General features: G+C 72.3%; 12 protein-coding genes. 4 read left to right on the forward strand and 8 right to left on the reverse strand.

The genetic code is table 11. From position 1 onward, the window contains the following. Positions 1-228: 228 nt before the first annotated feature. Complete coding sequence (locus MRBLMI1_RS05505) at positions 229-615, reverse strand: DUF3040 domain-containing protein (RefSeq protein ID WP_367727370.1); 387 nt, start codon at positions 613-615, stop codon at positions 229-231. A 63-nt stretch (positions 616-678) separates the two neighbouring features. Here MRBLMI1_RS05505 and MRBLMI1_RS05510 point away from each other — a divergent pair, with 63 nt between their 5' ends. Continuing rightward, positions 679-1,773 carry a polyprenyl synthetase family protein gene (locus MRBLMI1_RS05510; RefSeq protein WP_367727378.1) on the forward strand — a complete coding sequence of 365 codons (1,095 nt, stop codon included), beginning with the start codon at positions 679-681 and terminating at the stop codon, positions 1,771-1,773. 93 nt (positions 1,774-1,866) lie between these two features. On the opposite strand, the gene MRBLMI1_RS05515 is transcribed toward MRBLMI1_RS05510, so the two are convergent. Continuing rightward, the gene (locus MRBLMI1_RS05515; RefSeq protein ID WP_367727386.1) at positions 1,867-2,211 is read right to left on the reverse strand and encodes an Rv2175c family DNA-binding protein; all 345 of its coding nucleotides are present in this window, start codon (positions 2,209-2,211) and stop codon (positions 1,867-1,869) included. A 192-nt stretch (positions 2,212-2,403) separates the two neighbouring features. Between MRBLMI1_RS05515 and MRBLMI1_RS05520 the strand changes: the two genes are divergently transcribed. Next, a complete protein-coding gene (locus MRBLMI1_RS05520; RefSeq protein WP_367727396.1) occupies positions 2,404-3,348 on the forward strand; it encodes a LysM peptidoglycan-binding domain-containing protein in 945 nt (314 codons plus the stop codon). A 67-nt stretch (positions 3,349-3,415) separates the two neighbouring features. Then, positions 3,416-5,365, forward strand: coding sequence for a Stk1 family PASTA domain-containing Ser/Thr kinase (pknB, locus tag MRBLMI1_RS05525; RefSeq protein WP_367727398.1), 1,950 nt, complete (start codon positions 3,416-3,418; stop codon positions 5,363-5,365). A gap of 81 nt (positions 5,366-5,446) precedes the next feature. Here pknB and MRBLMI1_RS05530 read toward each other — a convergent pair whose 3' ends face one another. From MRBLMI1_RS05530 to MRBLMI1_RS05540, 3 genes are read right to left on the reverse strand one after another with little or no spacing between them, the layout of a single operon-like run. Next, positions 5,447-6,784 (reverse strand): class II 3-deoxy-7-phosphoheptulonate synthase, encoded by a 1,338-nt coding sequence (locus MRBLMI1_RS05530; RefSeq protein WP_367727402.1) that lies wholly within the window; start codon positions 6,782-6,784, stop codon positions 5,447-5,449. A 9-nt stretch (positions 6,785-6,793) separates the two neighbouring features. After that, the gene (locus MRBLMI1_RS05535; protein WP_367727404.1) at positions 6,794-7,507 is read right to left on the reverse strand and encodes a lysophospholipid acyltransferase family protein; all 714 of its coding nucleotides are present in this window, start codon (positions 7,505-7,507) and stop codon (positions 6,794-6,796) included. A 2-nt stretch (positions 7,508-7,509) separates the two neighbouring features. After that, positions 7,510-8,445 (reverse strand): ROK family glucokinase, encoded by a 936-nt coding sequence (locus tag MRBLMI1_RS05540; RefSeq protein ID WP_367727405.1) that lies wholly within the window; start codon positions 8,443-8,445, stop codon positions 7,510-7,512. Positions 8,446-8,572: 127 nt separating this feature from the next. Here MRBLMI1_RS05540 and MRBLMI1_RS05545 point away from each other — a divergent pair, with 127 nt between their 5' ends. Beyond that, positions 8,573-10,429 carry an AMP-dependent synthetase/ligase gene (locus MRBLMI1_RS05545; protein ID WP_414685793.1) on the forward strand — a complete coding sequence of 619 codons (1,857 nt, stop codon included), beginning with the start codon at positions 8,573-8,575 and terminating at the stop codon, positions 10,427-10,429. A 193-nt stretch (positions 10,430-10,622) separates the two neighbouring features. On the opposite strand, the gene def is transcribed toward MRBLMI1_RS05545, so the two are convergent. From def to MRBLMI1_RS05560, 3 genes are read right to left on the reverse strand one after another with little or no spacing between them, the layout of a single operon-like run. Beyond that, positions 10,623-11,114 carry a peptide deformylase gene (gene def, locus MRBLMI1_RS05550; RefSeq protein ID WP_367727408.1) on the reverse strand — a complete coding sequence of 164 codons (492 nt, stop codon included), beginning with the start codon at positions 11,112-11,114 and terminating at the stop codon, positions 10,623-10,625. Next, positions 11,111-13,351 (reverse strand): MinD/ParA family ATP-binding protein, encoded by a 2,241-nt coding sequence (locus MRBLMI1_RS05555; protein ID WP_367727409.1) that lies wholly within the window; start codon positions 13,349-13,351, stop codon positions 11,111-11,113. Before MRBLMI1_RS05555 ends, def begins: the two co-directional genes overlap by 4 nt. Positions 13,352-13,398: 47 nt before the next feature. After that, positions 13,399-16,806, reverse strand: a complete 3,408-nt coding sequence (locus MRBLMI1_RS05560) for a pyruvate carboxylase (RefSeq protein WP_367727413.1) — start codon at positions 16,804-16,806, stop codon at positions 13,399-13,401. Positions 16,807-16,809: the final 3 nt, after the last annotated feature.

The raw sequence follows: 16,809 nt of genomic DNA on the forward strand, positions 1-16,809 counted from the left end.
CCTTCGTCCGGCCAGCGAAGTTTCCCCCACTTTACTCCACTGCCCTCCACTTAGCCATCGTCACTCAGCCTCTTCTGGGCGAACGCTCCCCCGTGTACTCTCTGCACCCACGCCGCGGGCCACCTCGCGAGGCGCGCGAGCCCCGGAAAGACGCGGGAGAGAACCTCGCGGGCACAAAAAAACACCGGCTCCGAAGAGCCGGTGTTTGGAGTGGAGGGGGGTGGAGGGTCAGCGACCTTCGTTGCGACGATCCCAGCGCTCGTTCATGCGGTCCATGAAGGACGAGCCGGAGGCGCGGGGGGCGCGGGACGAGGCCGCCTTGGGTGCGGACGCCGTCTGCGCGGCGCCGCGCGTCGGGGTGACCGCGAAGACCACACCGCCGAGCATGACGAGGAAGCCCACGACGCCGACGGCGATCCCGAGGAAGCCCGTGTTGAAGCCGATGGACACGCCCGCGATGAGGGCGCCGAGTCCGGCGAGCACGAGGATCGAGCCGATGACGATGTTGCGATAACTGAGGGCACGCCCGGGAGCCGTGACGACATCCGCGTCGTTGCTCATGAGATGGCGCTCCATCTCGTCCAGCAGGCGCTGCTCCTGTTCGGAGAGTGGCATGCATCCCCCTCTTTTGCTCGTACCGTCGATCTTACGCGCGGCGTAGATCACTAGGCTAGGCCCGTGCCGCCCTCCTCGGAACCGATCGAGGCTGTTTCTCAGCGACTCGACAACTTCCTCTCCGACCAGCTATCGTTCGCCGCCTCTCTGGGGCCCGAGGCCGAGACGATGACACGTGCGGGCGCCGCCGCTCTGCAGGGCGGGAAGCGTCTGCGCGCACGATTCTGCATCTCCGGGTGGAGGGCTGTGGAGGAGCACCGCCGCCCGGCCCCCGCCGCCCTGATCCCCGCGCTCGTCGCCGTCGCGGCATCCCTCGAGGTCTTCCACGCCGCGGCCCTCGTCCACGACGACATCATCGACAACTCGGACACCCGCCGCGGACAGCCCGCCGCGCATCGCGCGCTCGAGGCCGCGCACCGTGCCGCCGGGTGGGCGACCGACCCCGCCGCCTTCGGGCGCTCGGGCGCGGTGCTCCTCGGCGACCTGCTCGTGGCCTGGAGCGACGACCTCCTCGAGGAGGGACTGACGGATGCCGCCGCCACCGCCGCCGCGACCCGGCGGCACTACGCCCACATGCGTCGCGACGTGACGATCGGCCAATTCCTCGACGTCGCCGAGGAGTCCGCCTACGTCGTCCACCCCGACGGCGACCACGCCGACCGCGCGCTGCGCGTGGCCTCGTACAAGTCGGCCCGCTACAGCATCCAGCAGCCCCTGCAGATCGGCGCGGCGCTGGCCGGAGCCGAGGGCGACCAGCTCGACGCGCTCGGACGCTTCGGGCACGACGTCGGCATGGCCTTCCAGCTGCGCGACGACGTGCTCGGCGTCTTCGGCGACACCGCCGTCACGGGCAAGCCCTCCGGCGACGACCTCCGCGAGGGCAAGCGCACCGTCCTCGTCGCCTACGCCCGCGAACGGCTCGACGCCGGAGCGCGGCGCACGGTCGACGAGCTCCTCGGCGACCCGGACCTGGATGCCGCCCAGATCGCGGCCCTGCAGCGGACGATCGTCGACACGGGCGCTCTCGCCCGCACGGAGGAGCTCATCGCCGAGTACGCGCGTCGCGCGGACCGCGCCCTCTCCGGCGCGCGTCTCGGCGACGCCGCGGTCAACGAGCTGCGCGAGCTCGCCCGCGCGGCGACCCAGCGCACCTCATAACAGGCGGGCGCCGCAGCTCAGCCGGACCCGGCTAGGCATGTCCCCTTTCGTGCAGGTCCACGCCTCCGAACCCGCACAGAAGGGGACACGGTCTCAGGCGAGGGTGGCGGCGACCCGCCGGACCTCGCTCTTGCGACCCGCGAGCAGCGCCTCGATGGGGGCGACGCCGATGGTGTCCTCCGGCGTGAGCAGCCAGTCGATCGCCTCGTCGTCGTCGAAGCCGACGTCGTGGAGCACGATCGCCGTCCCGCGCAGCGACGACAGCGGACGGCCGTCGACGATGAAGACGGAAGGCACCTGCAGCACGCCGTTGCGACGCGAGCCGATGAGGTAGTGGTCGTCCAGCAGGCGCCGGACGCGGCCGAGCGACTCCCCCAGCACCTCCACGAGGTCGGGAAGGGCCAGCCAGTCGGTCTCGTAGCGTGAAGAGTCGGTCACGCTCCCAGTCTCTCACCGACGAGGGCTCGGGATGCCGCGGTCTCGCGGCACCGGCCGGTGGCATCCCTTCCCCGCCCTTTCCACACCAGCCGAGGGCTGCTTGGTCACACGAGTCACATCAGTCACACGCGTTGACACTCGCAACAGGTCCGTGGCAACGTGTCGGCAGTCGGAAGAACGGAATCCCCCACCATGCGACGACGCCTCCCTGTATCCGCCCCCGCCGCCCTGGCCGGCTCCATCGCGCTCGCCCTGGCGGGCGAGCACGCGGCCCATGCCGTCCCGCCGGCGCCCGCCCCGGCGACCCTCCCCGGCCCGCATCCGGTGCCGACGACCCTCGCACCGCGCGTGGCCGCTCTGCCCGCTCCCGCGGTCCACGTCGTCCAGTCCGGCGACACCGTGTCGTCCATCGCGGCGCGGTACGGCCTCGACACGAACGCGGTCCTCGCGGCCAACGGCCTCGGCTGGTCGAGCATCATCCGGCCGGGCCAGGAGCTGGTGCTCTCGGCACCCGCCGCCGCCCCCGCCCCGGCGCCTGCGCCGGCCGCGGCCTACGAGGTCCGCGCGGGCGACACGCTCTCGGGGATCGCCTCCGCCCACGGCGTCGGGCTCGACGCCGTCCTCTCGGCCAACGGCCTGACCCGGGCGTCGATCATCTACCCCGGCGAGACGCTGCAGATCCCGAGCGGCATGGTCGCCGTGGCATCCGTCGCCCCCGTCCTCGCGCCGGGACTCGACGCCGAGCAGAGCGCCAACGCGCGGACGATCATCCGCATCGGCCGCGAGCTCGGCGTGCCCGAGCGCGGCATCGCCATCGCCCTCGGCACCGCGATGCAGGAGTCCTGGCTGCGCAACCTCGACTGGGGCGACCGCGACTCCGTCGGCCTGTTCCAGCAGCGGCCGAGCACCGGATGGGGCGCACCGGAGCAGCTGATGGATCCCGACTACGCGACGCGGGCGTTCTTCCTCGGCGTCGCGGACGCCGGCGGGACCGTCACTCTCGGCCTCGTCGACATCCCGGGCTGGGAGGTCCTGCCGTACGCCGACGCCGCCCAGGCGGTGCAGATCTCCGCCTATCCGGACCGCTACGGGCAGTGGGAGCAGCCCGCGACGGTCTGGCTGGCCGCGCTCGGCTGAGCATGCATGCGGCTTTGGGGGTGAGCCGCTCCCCGAGCTCACAGGAGGCGCTCCGTAGACTCTCCCCGTGAGCACGAGTCAGCAGGCCGACCCGCTGATCGGCCGTCTCGTCGACGGCCGGTACCGGGTCCGTGCGCGCATCGCGCGCGGCGGCATGGCGACCGTGTACGTCGCGACCGACCTGCGCCTCGAGCGCCGCGTGGCACTCAAGGTCATGCACGGCCACCTGAGCGACGACACCGTGTTCCAGAGCCGGTTCATCCAGGAGGCGCGCTCGGCGGCCCGGCTGGCGGATCCGCACGTCGTGAACGTCTTCGACCAGGGCCAGGACGGCGAGATGGCCTACCTGGTCATGGAGTACCTCCCCGGCATCACCCTCCGCGAGCTGCTGCGCGAGCAGCGCCGGCTCACGGTCGATCAGACCCTGACGATCATGGATGCCATCCTGTCCGGGCTGGCCGCCGCGCACCGCGCGGGCATCGTCCACCGCGACGTCAAGCCGGAGAACGTGCTGCTCGCCGAGGACGGCCGCATCAAGATCGGCGACTTCGGCCTGGCGCGGGCCACGACCGCGAACACCGCCAGCGGCGCGCAGCTGATGGGCACGATCGCCTACCTCGCGCCCGAGCTCGTCACGCGCGGCACCGCCGACGCCCGCAGCGACATCTACTCGCTCGGCATCATGCTCTACGAGATGCTCACCGGCGAGCAGCCCTACAAGGGCGAGCAGCCGATGCAGATCGCCTATCAGCACGCCACCGACTCCGTGCCGCGCCCGAGCGCGAAGGTCTCCACCGTCCCCGAGCAGCTCGACGAGCTCGTGCTGTGGTCGACGGAGCGCTCCCCCGACGACCGGCCCGTCGACGCCGGAACCATGCTCTCCCGTCTGCGCGAGGTCGAGAAGGAGCTGGGGCTCGCGCCGCAGGTCGCCCGCGCGGTGTCAGTCGGCATCGCCACGCCCGCGACGGCGGCCGAGTCGCGCGAGCTCACCAAGGTCCTCCCGCAGACCGCATCGCTCCCCCAGGCCTCCGTCGACGACCACGACAACGCCACTCACCTCCGGGCCCGCACGCGGCGCCGCACCGCTCGCGGCGCCTGGATCGTCGCCCTCGTGCTGCTGCTCGCCGGATCCGCGGCGGGCCTCGGCTGGTGGTTCGGCTCGGGCCCCGGCTCGCTCGTGGCCGTCCCCGACGTGGCGCAGCGCAGCTTCGACGACGCCGCCACCGCCCTCGCCCTGGAGCAGCTGCAGGCGCAGCCGCAGGAGGTGAACGACTTCGACGTCCCGGCCGGCACCACGGTCGGCAGCGACCCGGCCGCCGGGCAGCGGGTCGACAAGGACAGCGTCGTGACGGTCTTCGTGTCGGTCGGCCCCGCCACCCACCAGATCCCCGGCCTCGCCGGGGTGCAGGCGGACGAGGTGCGCGGCATCCTGGAGTCCGCCGTCGTCACGGTCGGCGACGAGGCGACGGAGTTCACCGACGCCGACGAGGGCGCCGTGCTCGGGGTCACGATCACCCCGCGCTCCGGCGCCGAGCCCTTCGCCTGCACCGACGGCTGCACCGTGTACGAGGGCGACACCGCCTCGATGGTCGTCTCGCTCGGCCCGATCCCCGACGTCGTGGGACTGACCGCCGGCCAGGCGGAGCGCGCCCTCGACGACGTCGAGCTGCAGTCGACCCGCGTCGAGGAGTACAGCAACAGCGTCGACTCCGGCGACGTCATCTCCTACGACGCCCGCTCCGGCGGCGGCAACTGGCGGCCCGGCGACACGGTGACCCTGCGGGTGTCCATCGGCCCGCGTCCCGTGCAGATCCCCGAGAACGTCATCGGCAAGTCCATCCGCGACGCGGTGGCGCAGCTGCAGGGCCTCGGCTTCGAGGTCAACGCCGGCATCGAGGACGGGACGCTCCCCCTCGGCTTCCGCTACTGGGACATCTACAAGGTGCGCGCCACCAACCCCGCGGCGGGCTCGACCGCCCCGCAGGGTGCGACGATCACCCTCACCCCCACGCTCTGACCCCGGCGCGCGCCCTCGCCGGACGCGCCGGTGACGACGAAGGCCCCGACCGGACGGTCGGGGCCTCCTCTGTCGCGGGGCTCAGCGCTTCTCGAGCTCCTCGGCCACGAGGAACGCCAGCTCGAGGCTCTGACGGTGATTCAGGCGCGGGTCGCACAGGCTCTCGTAGCGCGTCGCGAGGGTGGCCTCGTCGATCTGCTCCGACCCGCCCAGGCACTCGGTGACGTCGTCGCCGGTGAGCTCGACGTGGATGCCGCCCGGGTGCGTCCCGACGGCGCGGTGCGCCTCGAAGAAGCCGCGGACCTCGTCCACCACGTCGTCGAACCGGCGCGTCTTGTAGCCGGTCGGCGTCGTGATGCCGTTTCCGTGCATCGGGTCGGTGACCCACAGGGGCGTCGCACCGGAGTCGCGGACGGCCTCGAGCAGCGGCGGCAGCGCGTCGCGGATCTTGCCCGCGCCCATGCGCGTGATGAACGTCAGGCGACCGGGCTCGCGCTCCGGGTCGAGCTTGTCGATCAGGGCGAGCGCGGTGTCGGTCGTCGTGGTCGGACCCAGCTTGACGCCGATCGGGTTGCGGATCTTGGAGAAGTAGTCGACGTGCGCGCCGTCGAGCTCACGCGTGCGCTCCCCGATCCACTGGAAGTGCGACGAGGTGTTGTACGGCAGGCCGGTACGCGAGTCGATGCGCGTCATGGGCCGCTCGTAATCCATGAGCAGGCCCTCGTGGCCGGTGTAGAACTCGACGCGGGTGAGCTCGTCGAAGTCGGCGCCGGCCGCCTCCATGAACTTGATCGCGCGATCGATCTCGGTGGCGAGACGCTCGTAGGCCTGGTTGGCGGGCGTGCTGGCGAAGCCCTTGTTCCAGCTGTGGACCTCGCGGAGGTCGGCGAAGCCGCCCTGGGTGAACGCGCGGATGAGGTTCAGCGTCGACGCGGCCGTGTGGTAGCCCTTCAGCAGACGCGCCGGGTCCGCCTTGCGCGACTCCTCGGTGAAGTCGTAGCCGTTGACGATGTCGCCGCGGTAGGCCGGAAGCGTCACATCGCCGCGCGTCTCGGTGTCGCTGGAGCGCGGCTTGGCGAACTGGCCCGCCATGCGGCCCATCTTGACCACCGGCATGGACGCCCCGTAGGTGAGCACGACGGCCATCTGCAGGACGGTCTTGATGCGGTTGCGGATCTGCTCGGCCGTGGCTCCCGCGAAGGTCTCGGCGCAGTCGCCGCCCTGCAGCAGGAACGCCTGGCCGGCGGCCGCGCGGGCGAGACGGTCGCGGAGGATGTCGACCTCGCCGGCGAAGACGAGCGGGGGCAGGGTCGCCAGCTCCGCGGACGCCGCAGCGACAGCGGACTCGTCATACCACTTCGGCTGCTGCTTGATGGGCAGGGTTCGCCAGTGGTCGAGTTCGTGGAGCTGCTGATTCACCCCGCAAGTCTAGTGGCGCGCCGCGGGCGCCTTCGCCGCCTGCGCCGTCGCGAGACGGTCCTTCACGGTCGAGGCGTAGACGTCCTCGTACCGCTGCTCGCCGAGGCGCTGCAGGGCGACCATGATCTCGTCCGTGACCGACCGGAGGATGTAGCGGTCGCTCTCCATCCCCTCGAAGCGGGAGAAGTCCAGCGGCTCCCCGATGACGATGCCGACGCGGCCCACCCGTGGCAGGCGGTGGCCGATGGGCATGACGGCGCCGGTGTCGACCATCACCACGGGGACGACCGGCACGCGCGCCTCCAGCGCCATGCGGGCGATGCCCGTGCGCCCGCGGTACAGCGTGCCGTCGGGGCTGCGCGTGCCCTCGGGGTAGATGCCGAGCAGCTCCCCGCGTCCCAGCACGCCGAGGCCGGTGTTGAGGGATGCCTCCGACGCCTTGCCGCCGGACCGGTCGATCGGCAGCTGGCCGGTCGCGGTGAAGAAGACCCGCGTGGCCCAGCCCTTGAGGCCGCGGCCCGTGAAGTAGTCGCTCTTGGCGAGGAACGCCATCCGCCGGTCGATCATCAGGGGAAGGAAGATCGAGTCCGAGAACGACAGGTGGTTGCTGGCGAGGATCGCCGCGCCCTCCCGGGGGATGTTCCGCCGGCCCACGACCCACGGGCGGAAGACGGCCTTGATGACCGGGCCGATCACCACGTACTTCATGAGCCAGTAGAACATCGTCAGCGGTCCTTCCCGGCGAGGTCGGCGACCCCGATGAGGCCGGCGTCGTTGCCCAGACGCGCGATCGTGAACTGCGCGACGGGACGCTCACCGTACCCCGGGAGCGACGTCTCGTAGGCCAGCTGCACCGGCGCGAGCAGGTCGGCCCCGAGCTGGGCGACGCCGCCGCCGATGACGAAGAGCTCGGGGTCGAGCACGGCCTGGAATCCGCCGCACGCCTCGCCCAGCGCCGTCGCCACGCGACGGAGCGCCTCGATCGCGCCGGCGTCCCCCGCCAGCACGAGACGCGAGACAGCGGGCCCGGGGATCGCTCCGCGCTCCTCGCGGACCGCCGCGAGGGCAGCGCCGATGCCGCCGCCGTCGGCGATGGCGTTGGCCTCGCGCTGCAGGGCGCGTCCCGACGCGTACTGCTCGAGGCATCCGTTCTGGCCGCACCCGCAGGGAAGCCCGCCGCGGACGAATCGCATGTGGCCGAGCTCGCCGCCGATGCCGTGACCGCCGCGGAACAGCTCGCCCCCGGTGATGATCGCCCCGCCGACGCCCGTCCCCATCGTCAGCATGACCATGTCGTGCACGCCCTGGCCCGCGCCGAAGCGGTACTCGCCCCAGCCGGCGGCGTTGGCGTCGTTCTCGATCGTGACCGGGGCCCCGAGCCGGTCCTCCAGGCGGGCGCGCAGCGGCTCGTCGTGCCAGTCGATGTTGGGGGCGTGGATGACGGTGCTGCGGTCGAGGCTGATGAACCCGGCGGCGGCGACGCCGATCGCGTGGATCTCGTGCGCCCGGCGCAGATGCTCGGCCATGTCGACGACGGCATCGACGAGGGCGGCGGGGTCGATGGGGGTGTCCACCCGCAGCTTCTCGACGATGGTGCCGTCCTCCTCGACGACGCCTCCGGCGATCTTCGTGCCACCGATGTCGATCCCGACGTTGCGCACAGCGCTCCCCTCCGGCCCGCCCCGTAGCACGGCCCGAAGCAGTCTAGTCATCCGGCGCAGCCCGCCGCGGACCCTGTGTGACGGCGGGGACGCCGCATCCATGCGGATAGACTCGTCGCACCGATCGATGATCTTTTCCGGTACCGAAGGAGTTGCCGTGATCCACTTCGACCTTGCCCCCGTCGTCCCCGCCGACCCGAGCGCGAACGTGTCCGACCTGCTCGCCGAGCGGGTCGCTGCGACCCCCGACCGCGCGCTGTTCGCCGTCCCCGACGCGGGCGGCTGGCGTGACGTCTCCGCCGCCGCGTTCGAGAGTCAGGTCATCGCGCTGGCCAAGGGCTTCGTCGCCGCGGGCGTCGCCCCCGGCGACAAGGTGGCCTTCATCGCCCGCACGACGTACGACTGGACCCTCGTCGACTTCGCGCTGTTCTACGCCGGCGCCGTCATGGTCCCGGTGTACGAGACCAGCTCGCCGTCGCAGATCTCCTGGATCCTGTCCGACTCGGGTGCCGTCGCCGCGATCGTGGAGACGGCCGAGCACGAGTCGCGGCTCGGCGAGGTGCGCGGGGACCTCCCGCTCATCCGCGAGGTGTGGACCATGCACGGCGGCGGGCTCGACGCCCTCGTCGCGCAGGGCGCCGGCGTCGACGACGCCGAGGTCCAGCGCCGCCGCGCGCTCGCCAATGGCTCGGACATCGCGACGCTCATCTACACCTCGGGCTCCACCGGACGGCCGAAGGGCTGCGTCCTCACCCACAGCAACTTCGTCGAGCTCGCACGCAACTCCGCCAAGGCGCTCCACGAGGTCGTGGAGACGCCGGACGCGTCGACCCTCCTCTTCGTCACGACCGCCCACGTCTTCGCGCGGTTCATCTCGCTGCTGAACGTGCACGCGGGAGTCAAGACCGGTCATCAGCCCGACACCAAGCAGCTGCTGCCTGCGCTCGGCACGTTCCGGCCGTCGTTCCTTTTGGCCGTGCCGCGCGTGTTCGAGAAGGTCTACAACTCCGCGGAGCAGAAGGCCGAGGCCGGCGGGAAGGGCAAGATCTTCCGCGCCGCCGCCGCCGTGGCGGTCGAGCACTCCCAGCGCGAGCAGGACGGCCGCAGCATCCCCCTCGGGCTCAAGCTCAAGTTCACCCTCTTCGACAAGCTCGTCTACTCGAAGCTCCGTGACGCCATGGGCGGGCGCGTTGTCTACGCCGTCTCCGGATCCGCTCCGCTCGGCCCGCGTCTCGGCCACTTCTTCCGCAGTCTCGGCGTCGTCATCCTCGAGGGGTACGGCCTGACCGAGACGACGGCACCGGCGACGGTCAACCTCGCCTCGAAGTCAAAGATCGGCACCGTCGGTCCCGTGCTCCCCGGCGTCGGGGTCCGCGTCGCGGACGACGGCGAGATCCAGGTGCGCGGCATCAACGTCTTCTCCGAGTACTGGCGCAACCCCGAGGCGACCGCCGAGGCGTTCGACGGCGACTGGTTCAAGACGGGGGACATCGGCGCCTTCGACGCGGACGGCTTCCTCACCATCACGGGCCGTAAGAAGGAGATCATCGTCACCGCCGGCGGCAAGAACGTCGCCCCCGCGGCGCTCGAGGACCCCATCCGCGCCAACCCGATCGTGGGCCAGGTCGTCGTGGTGGGCGACCAGAAGCCGTTCATCTCCGCGCTCGTCACCCTCGACTCCGAGATGCTGCCGACGTGGCTGGCGAACAACGGCCTGCCCGCCGACATGTCGCTGAAGGATGCGGCCGCGAACGAGAAGGTGCGCGCCGAAGTGCAGAGCGCCATCGACCGCGCCAACACGGCCGTCTCGCGCGCCGAGTCCATCCGCAAGTTCGAGATCCTCGCGACGGAGTGGACGGAGGCCAGCGGTCACCTCACCCCGAAGATGAGCATCAAGCGCAACGTCATCGTGTCCGACTTCGCCGAGACGATCGAGGACATCTACGCCGTGCCGATCAACACGACGAACGTCTCGCTTCCCTGAGCACGCACGCGGCCCGGCTCCTCGAGCCGGGCCGCGTCGTCTCCCGCGTCACCGCGACAGGAAGAATCGCCGGCGCAGGCCGATCCGGCACGGTAGCGCCTGTTCCGGACGCATCGCCTGCGTCGGCACCGCGACACTCCGGCGGAGGGATGCCACCGGCACCGGCCGCGCTCCGGAGCGGAAGCGGCGCGGGTCAGAACCAGTCGCTCTCGCGGATCTGCTTCATCGCCTCGCGGCGGGTCTCCGCGGGGAGCCGCGACAGGTAGAGCATCCCGTCGAGATGGTCGGTCTCGTGCTGCAGCGCCTGCGCGAGCAGGCCGTCCCCCTCGAGCACGACCTCGTTGCCGTCGAGGTCGGTGCCGACGACCTTGGCCCAGGGGTACCGCAGCGCCTCGTGCCACAGGCCCGGGACCGAGAGGCATCCCTCCCCCACCGGCTCGGGCTCGCCGCGGGTCTCGACGAGCTCCGGGTTGAGCACGTAGCCGATGTCGCCGTCGATGTTGTAGCTGAACGCCCGCAGGCCCACGCCGATCTGCGGGGCCGCGACGCCCGCGCGTCCGGGCGGCTCGACGGTGTCGAGGAGGTCCTGCACGAGGGCGCGGACGCCGTCGTCGATCGTCTCGATGCGTGCACTGGGCGCCCGCAGGACGGGGTCGCCGAAGAAGCGGATCTGCCGGACGGTCATGCTGCGGCCGCCGGGGAGCGCAGGCCCTCGACCACGGCCGCCGCGAGCTCGCGGGCGGCCTGACGGGTGCCGGGCTGAAGGTCGCGGAACGAGATCGCGCTGCCGGTGGCGATGAGCGGGTCGTACGGCATCCGGATGACCGCGCGCACGCGCGTGCGGAAGTGCGTCTCGAGCTCGCTCTCGCGGACCAGCGGGGTGCCGGGTCGCGCGTTGTTCAGCACGACGACCGCGTCGCGCACGCGGTCCGCGTACCCGTTGGTCTCGAGCCAGGTGAGCGTCTCGGATGCCAGGCGCGCCTCGTCCACCGAAAGACCGGCGACGATGACGAGACTGTCGGACTGCTCGAGCGTCGCCCCCATCACCGAGTGGACGATGCCCGTGCCGGTGTCGGTGAGGACGATCGAGTAGTAGTGGGCGGCCACGGTGGCGACGTCGCGGTAGTCGTCGTCGCTGAAGGCCTCGCTGACCCGGGGGTCGGCGTCGGAGGCGAGCACGTCCAGGCGGGTCGCGTCGCGGGCGACGATCGAGGACACGTCCGCGTAGCCGGTGACCTCGTCGCGGGCGCGGACCAGGTCGCGCACCGTGCGGCCGTTCGGCCGGCCGACGCGATCGGCGAGGGTCCCGCGGTCGGGGTTGGCGTCGACCGCGATGATGCGGTCGTCGCGGGCGTCGGCGAGGGCCATCCCGAGGAGGGCCGTGACGGTGGTCTTGCCGACCCCGCCCTTGCGGGAGAGCACCGGGACGAACCGCGCGCCGCCGGGCAGCGGCGACGAGATGCGGCGATCCAGCTCCTTGCGCGCGCGGGCACGGCGGCCGTCGCCGAGGTTGATCCGGTGGCGCGACAGCGAGTAGACGAGCTGCTGCCACAGGCCCTCGGGCTCCGGGCGGGCGATCTGCCGCGGGTCGAGCAGCCGATCGGCGGTGAGCAGATCGGGGCTCTCGCGGGTGTCGTCGAGCTCGCCGAGGCGCTTGGACGACAGCGTCACCTCGGGCGCCGACGTGCGGACGCGCTCCATCGCATGGGCGCGATCCACCCGGGCGGCCTCGTCCGCCTGGTGCACCTCGCGACGCGTCAGCGGGACGGTGCCGATGACGCCGGTGGCGGCCCGGCGCGTGGCGGGGGCGGGAGGGGATGCCGCGGCGGCGGCGTTCTGCGCCTCCGGCTGGGGGGCGCGCTCGGCGGCGGGGGCCACGGGCTGCGCGCTCGGCGCCGCCGCGGGCGCGTCGGGCTCGACAGCCGGAGCGACCGCGGGCTCCGCGGCGCGCGCGGCGGCGAAGGGCACGGATGCCGGCGCGGCGGCGGAGGGCTCGGATGCCGGCGCGGCGGCGGCGGCCTCGGACGCCGGCTCGGTGGCGGCGAAGGGCACGGATGCCGGCTCGGCGGCGGGCGCGGGAGCAGACTCCCCCGCCTCGTCGGACGGCGCGTCGGCGACCGCGGCCGTGACGCCGCCCTCCTCGGGGGCGACCCACGGAGCGCGGGTCAGCGGCTCCGCGGGCGCGTCGTCGTGCTGCTCGGGGGCGGCGACGGGCTCGGCGTTCTGCTGCGCGGGCGCGGCGGAGGGCGCGTCGACGGAAGTCCCGTCGATGCCGTCGGCCGGTGCGACGTCGTCGCCGCTCTCCGTGACGGACTCGTACGCGTCGACGGACTCGACGACGTCCGCGTCGTCCGGCGCTTCCGTGAAGGCGTCCGCCTCGGCCGCGGCGAGGGCGGCGTCCGCATCGGCCCCGACGTCATCCTGCCCGGCGTCCGCGGAGGCGGACGGGTCGGGGTCCTCCCCCGCGGCCGCGTCGGCATCCGGTGCGGGAGACGCGTCGTCGCCGCCCTCGTCGAGGTGGTCCTCGGACACGAGCTCGGCATCGACGACCTCGTCCTCGCCGTCACGGCCGTCGTGGTGCGCAGTGTCGTGACCGTCGTCGAGGGTGTGCGGCTCGAGGATGATGTCGCCGGTCGGGACCTCGTCGATGTGGGCCTCGACCACCGGGGCCGACGCGGCCTCGTCCTCGCCGTGCGGCAGCGCGGGGGCGGCATCCGGGATCACGATGTCGTCGACGGGGAGCTCGTCCTCGACGACGTCGTCGTCACGATCGTCGTCGACCGTGGACGGGAGGCTGACGTTCACCTGGGCGATGTGCCCGCCGAGGATCGAGATGCTGGCCGTGTCGAGGGTTCCGCTGTCGTCGAGGACGCCGTGTTCGGCGTTCTCCTCGGGGGTCTCGTCGAGGCGGTCGGGCGTCACTGCGGTCTCCAAACGGGAAGAGGGCGCGAGAAGCGCCCCCTTCCACGTTACTGCGAGGGACGGACGGTGAGCAAAAGGTCACCGGCCTCGACCTGCTGCGTCGCCCGCACCGCGATCCTTTCGATCGTCCCGTCGACGGGCGACGTGATCGCCGCCTCCATCTTCATCGCCTCGATCGACGCGACGGCCTGTCCCGCGCGGACGCGGTCCCCCGCCGTCGCCTTCACGGTCACCACGCCGGAGAACGGTGCGGCGACCTGACCCGGCTTGGACGTGTCGGCCTTCTCCGCCTGGCGCGCCTCCACCTCGATCGACCGGTCGCGGACGAACACCGGCCGCAGCTGGCCGTTCAGCGTGGTCATGACCGTCCGCATGCCCTTGTCGTCCGCGTCGCCGATGGCTTCCAGCCCGACGAAGAGCTGGACGCCGCGCTCGATCTCCACGATGTGCTCGCCGCCGGGACGCAGGCCGTAGAGGTAGTCCGCCGTGTCGAGGACGCTGAGGTCGCCGTAGGTCTCGCGCATCTGGGCGAAGGTGCGGGTGGGCCCGGGGAACAGCAGCGTGTTCAGGCGCGCGCGCCGCGTGGCGGCGTCGCCGGCGAGGGCCGCCGCGTCGTCGTCGGTCAGGGGCGTCACGCCCGTCTTGACCTCGCGCCCGGCGAGGACCTTCGAACGGAACGGCTCGGGCCAGCCGCGCGGCAGGTCGCCGAGCTCGCCGGCCATGAAGGACACGACGGAGTCGGGGACGTCGTACCGCTCGGGGTGGCGCTCGAAGTCGTCGGGGTCGGCCTTCACCGCCGCGAGGTGCAGGGCCAGGTCGCCCACCACCTTCGACGACGGCGTCACCTTGGGCACCCGGCCGAGGATGCGGTCGGCCGCGGCGTACAGATCCTCGATGAGCTCGAAGTCGTCGGCGAGCCCGAGGGCGATCGCCTGCTGCCGCAGGTTCGACAGCTGCCCGCCGGGGATCTCGTGACGGTACACGCGGCCGGTGGGACCGGGCAGGCCCGACTCGAACGGGCGGTAGAGGTGACGCACCGACTCCCAGTACGGCTCGAGGTCCGACACCGCGTCGAGGTCGAGCCCCGTGTCCCGCTCCGTGTGGGCGAGCGCGGCGACCAGCGCCGAGAGGGAGGGCTGGCTGGTCGTGCCCGACATGGGCGCCGCGGCGGCGTCGACCGCGTCGGCCCCCGCCGCCGAGGCGGCGAGCAGCGTGGCGAGCTGCCCCCCGGCGGTGTCGTGCGTGTGCACGTGCACCGGCAGGTCGAAGCGCTCGCGCAGCGCCGCGACCAGGCGGGCCGCGGCCGCCGGACGCAGCAGCCCCGCCATGTCCTTGATCGCGAGGACGTGCGCGCCCGCGTCGACGATCTGCTCGGCCAGACGCAGGTAGTAGTCGAGGGTGTAGAAGTCCTCGGACGGGTTCAGCAGGTCGCCCGTGTAGCAGACCGCGACCTCCGCGACGGCGGTGCCGGCGCTCAGGACGGCGTCGATCGCCGGCCGCATCTGCGAAACGTCGTTGAGCGCGTCGAAGATGCGGAAGATGTCGACCCCGGATGCCGCGGCCTCGCTCACGAAAGCGTCCGTCACCTGCGTCGGGTAGGGCGTATAGCCCACGGTGTTGCGTCCCCGCAGCAGCATCTGGATGGCCACGTTCGGCAGCGCGCTGCGGAGAGCGTCGAGCCGCTCCCACGGGTCCTCGCCGAGGAACCGGAGGGCGACGTCGTAGGTCGCGCCGCCCCAGGCCTCCACGGACAGCAGCTGCGGCGTCATCCGTGCGACGTGCGGGGCCACGCGGACGAGGTCGCGGGTGCGGACCCGCGTCGCCAGCAGGGACTGGTGCGCGTCGCGGAACGTCGTCTCGGTGACCGCCAGCGCGGTCTGCTCGCGCAGCGCGCGGGCGAAGCCCGCCGGCCCCAGCTCCTGCAGGCGCTGGCGGGACCCGGCCGGAGCGGGCCGGGTCGTGTCGAGCGGCGGGAGCTTGGTCGCGGGATCCACCGACACGGGGTTCTCGCCGTGCGGCCGGTTGACCGTGGTGTCGACGAGCCAGGAGAGGATCTTCGTGCCGCGGTCCTTGGACTCCCGTCCGCGCAGCAGCTCCGGGCGCTCGTCGATGAAGGACGTGCTGAGGTCGCCCGCGACGAAGGCCGGGTCGTCCAGCACCGCCTGCAGGAACGGGATGTTGGTCGAGACGCCGCGGATGCGGAACTCCGCGAGGGCGCGGCGGGCGCGCGCGACGGCGGCGCCGAAGTCGCGGCCGCGGCACGACAGCTTCGCGAGCATCGAGTCGAAGTGCGGGCTGATCTGCGAGCCCGCCGCCGTCGTCCCGCCGTCGAGGCGGATGCCCGCGCCGCCGGGAGAGCGGTAGGTGGTGATCTTGCCCGTGTCGGGGCGGAAGCCCTGCGTCGGGTCCTCCGTCGTGATGCGGCACTGCAGGGCGGCGCCGCGCAGGCGGATCTCGTCCTGCGTGAGGTGCAGCTCCGAGAGGGTCTGCCCGGCGGCGATGCGCATCTGCGACTGCACGAGGTCGACGTCGGTGACCTCCTCGGTCACCGTGTGCTCGACCTGGATGCGCGGGTTCATCTCGATGAAGACGACCTCGCCGGCCCGCGGTCCCGCCGTCTCGAGCAGGAACTCGACGGTCCCGGCGTTCTGGTACCCGATCGAGCGGGCGAAGGCGACGGCGTAGCGGTGCAGGTCGGCGCGGATCGCGTCGTCCAGGTTCGGCGCCGGCGCGATCTCGATGACCTTCTGGTGGCGACGCTGCACCGAGCAGTCGCGCTCGAAGAGGTGGACCGTCTCGCCCGCGGCATCCGCGAGGATCTGCACCTCCACGTGACGGGGACGCTGAACGGCCTGCTCGAGGAACATCCGCGGGTCGCCGAAGGCGCTCTGCGCCTCGCGCATGGCCTCGGCCAGAGCGGGGGCGAGCTCGCCGATCGACTCCACGCGACGCATCCCCCGCCCGCCGCCGCCGGCGACGGCCTTGGCGAAGAGGGGGAAGCCGATCTCGTCCGCCTGCGCGACGAGGTGGTCGATGTCGTCGGATGCCGCGGTGGAGCGCAGCACGGGCACCCCGGCGGCGATCGCGTGCTCCTTCGCGGTGACCTTGTTCCCCGCCATGGACAGCACCTCGGCGGGCGGCCCGATGAAGGTGATGCCGTTGGCGGCGGCCTTCTCGGCCAGCTCCGGGTTCTCGGACAGGAAGCCGTACCCGGGGTAGATGGCATCCGCCCCGCACTCGAGCGCGACGCGGATGATCTCGTCGACATCGAGATAGGCGCGCACCGGGTGTCCGCGCTCCCCAATCAGGTAGGCCTCGTCCGCTTTGAGACGGTGCAGAGAGGCACGGTCCTCGTAGGGGAACACCGCGACCGTGCGCGCTCCCACCTCGTAGGCGGCTCGGAACGCGCGGATGGCGATCTCTCCGCGGTTGGCGACCAGGATCTTCGAGAACATGCG

The organism is Microbacterium sp. LMI1-1-1.1, from assembly GCF_040815675.1.
Taxonomy (GTDB): Bacteria; Actinomycetota; Actinomycetes; order Actinomycetales; family Microbacteriaceae; genus Microbacterium.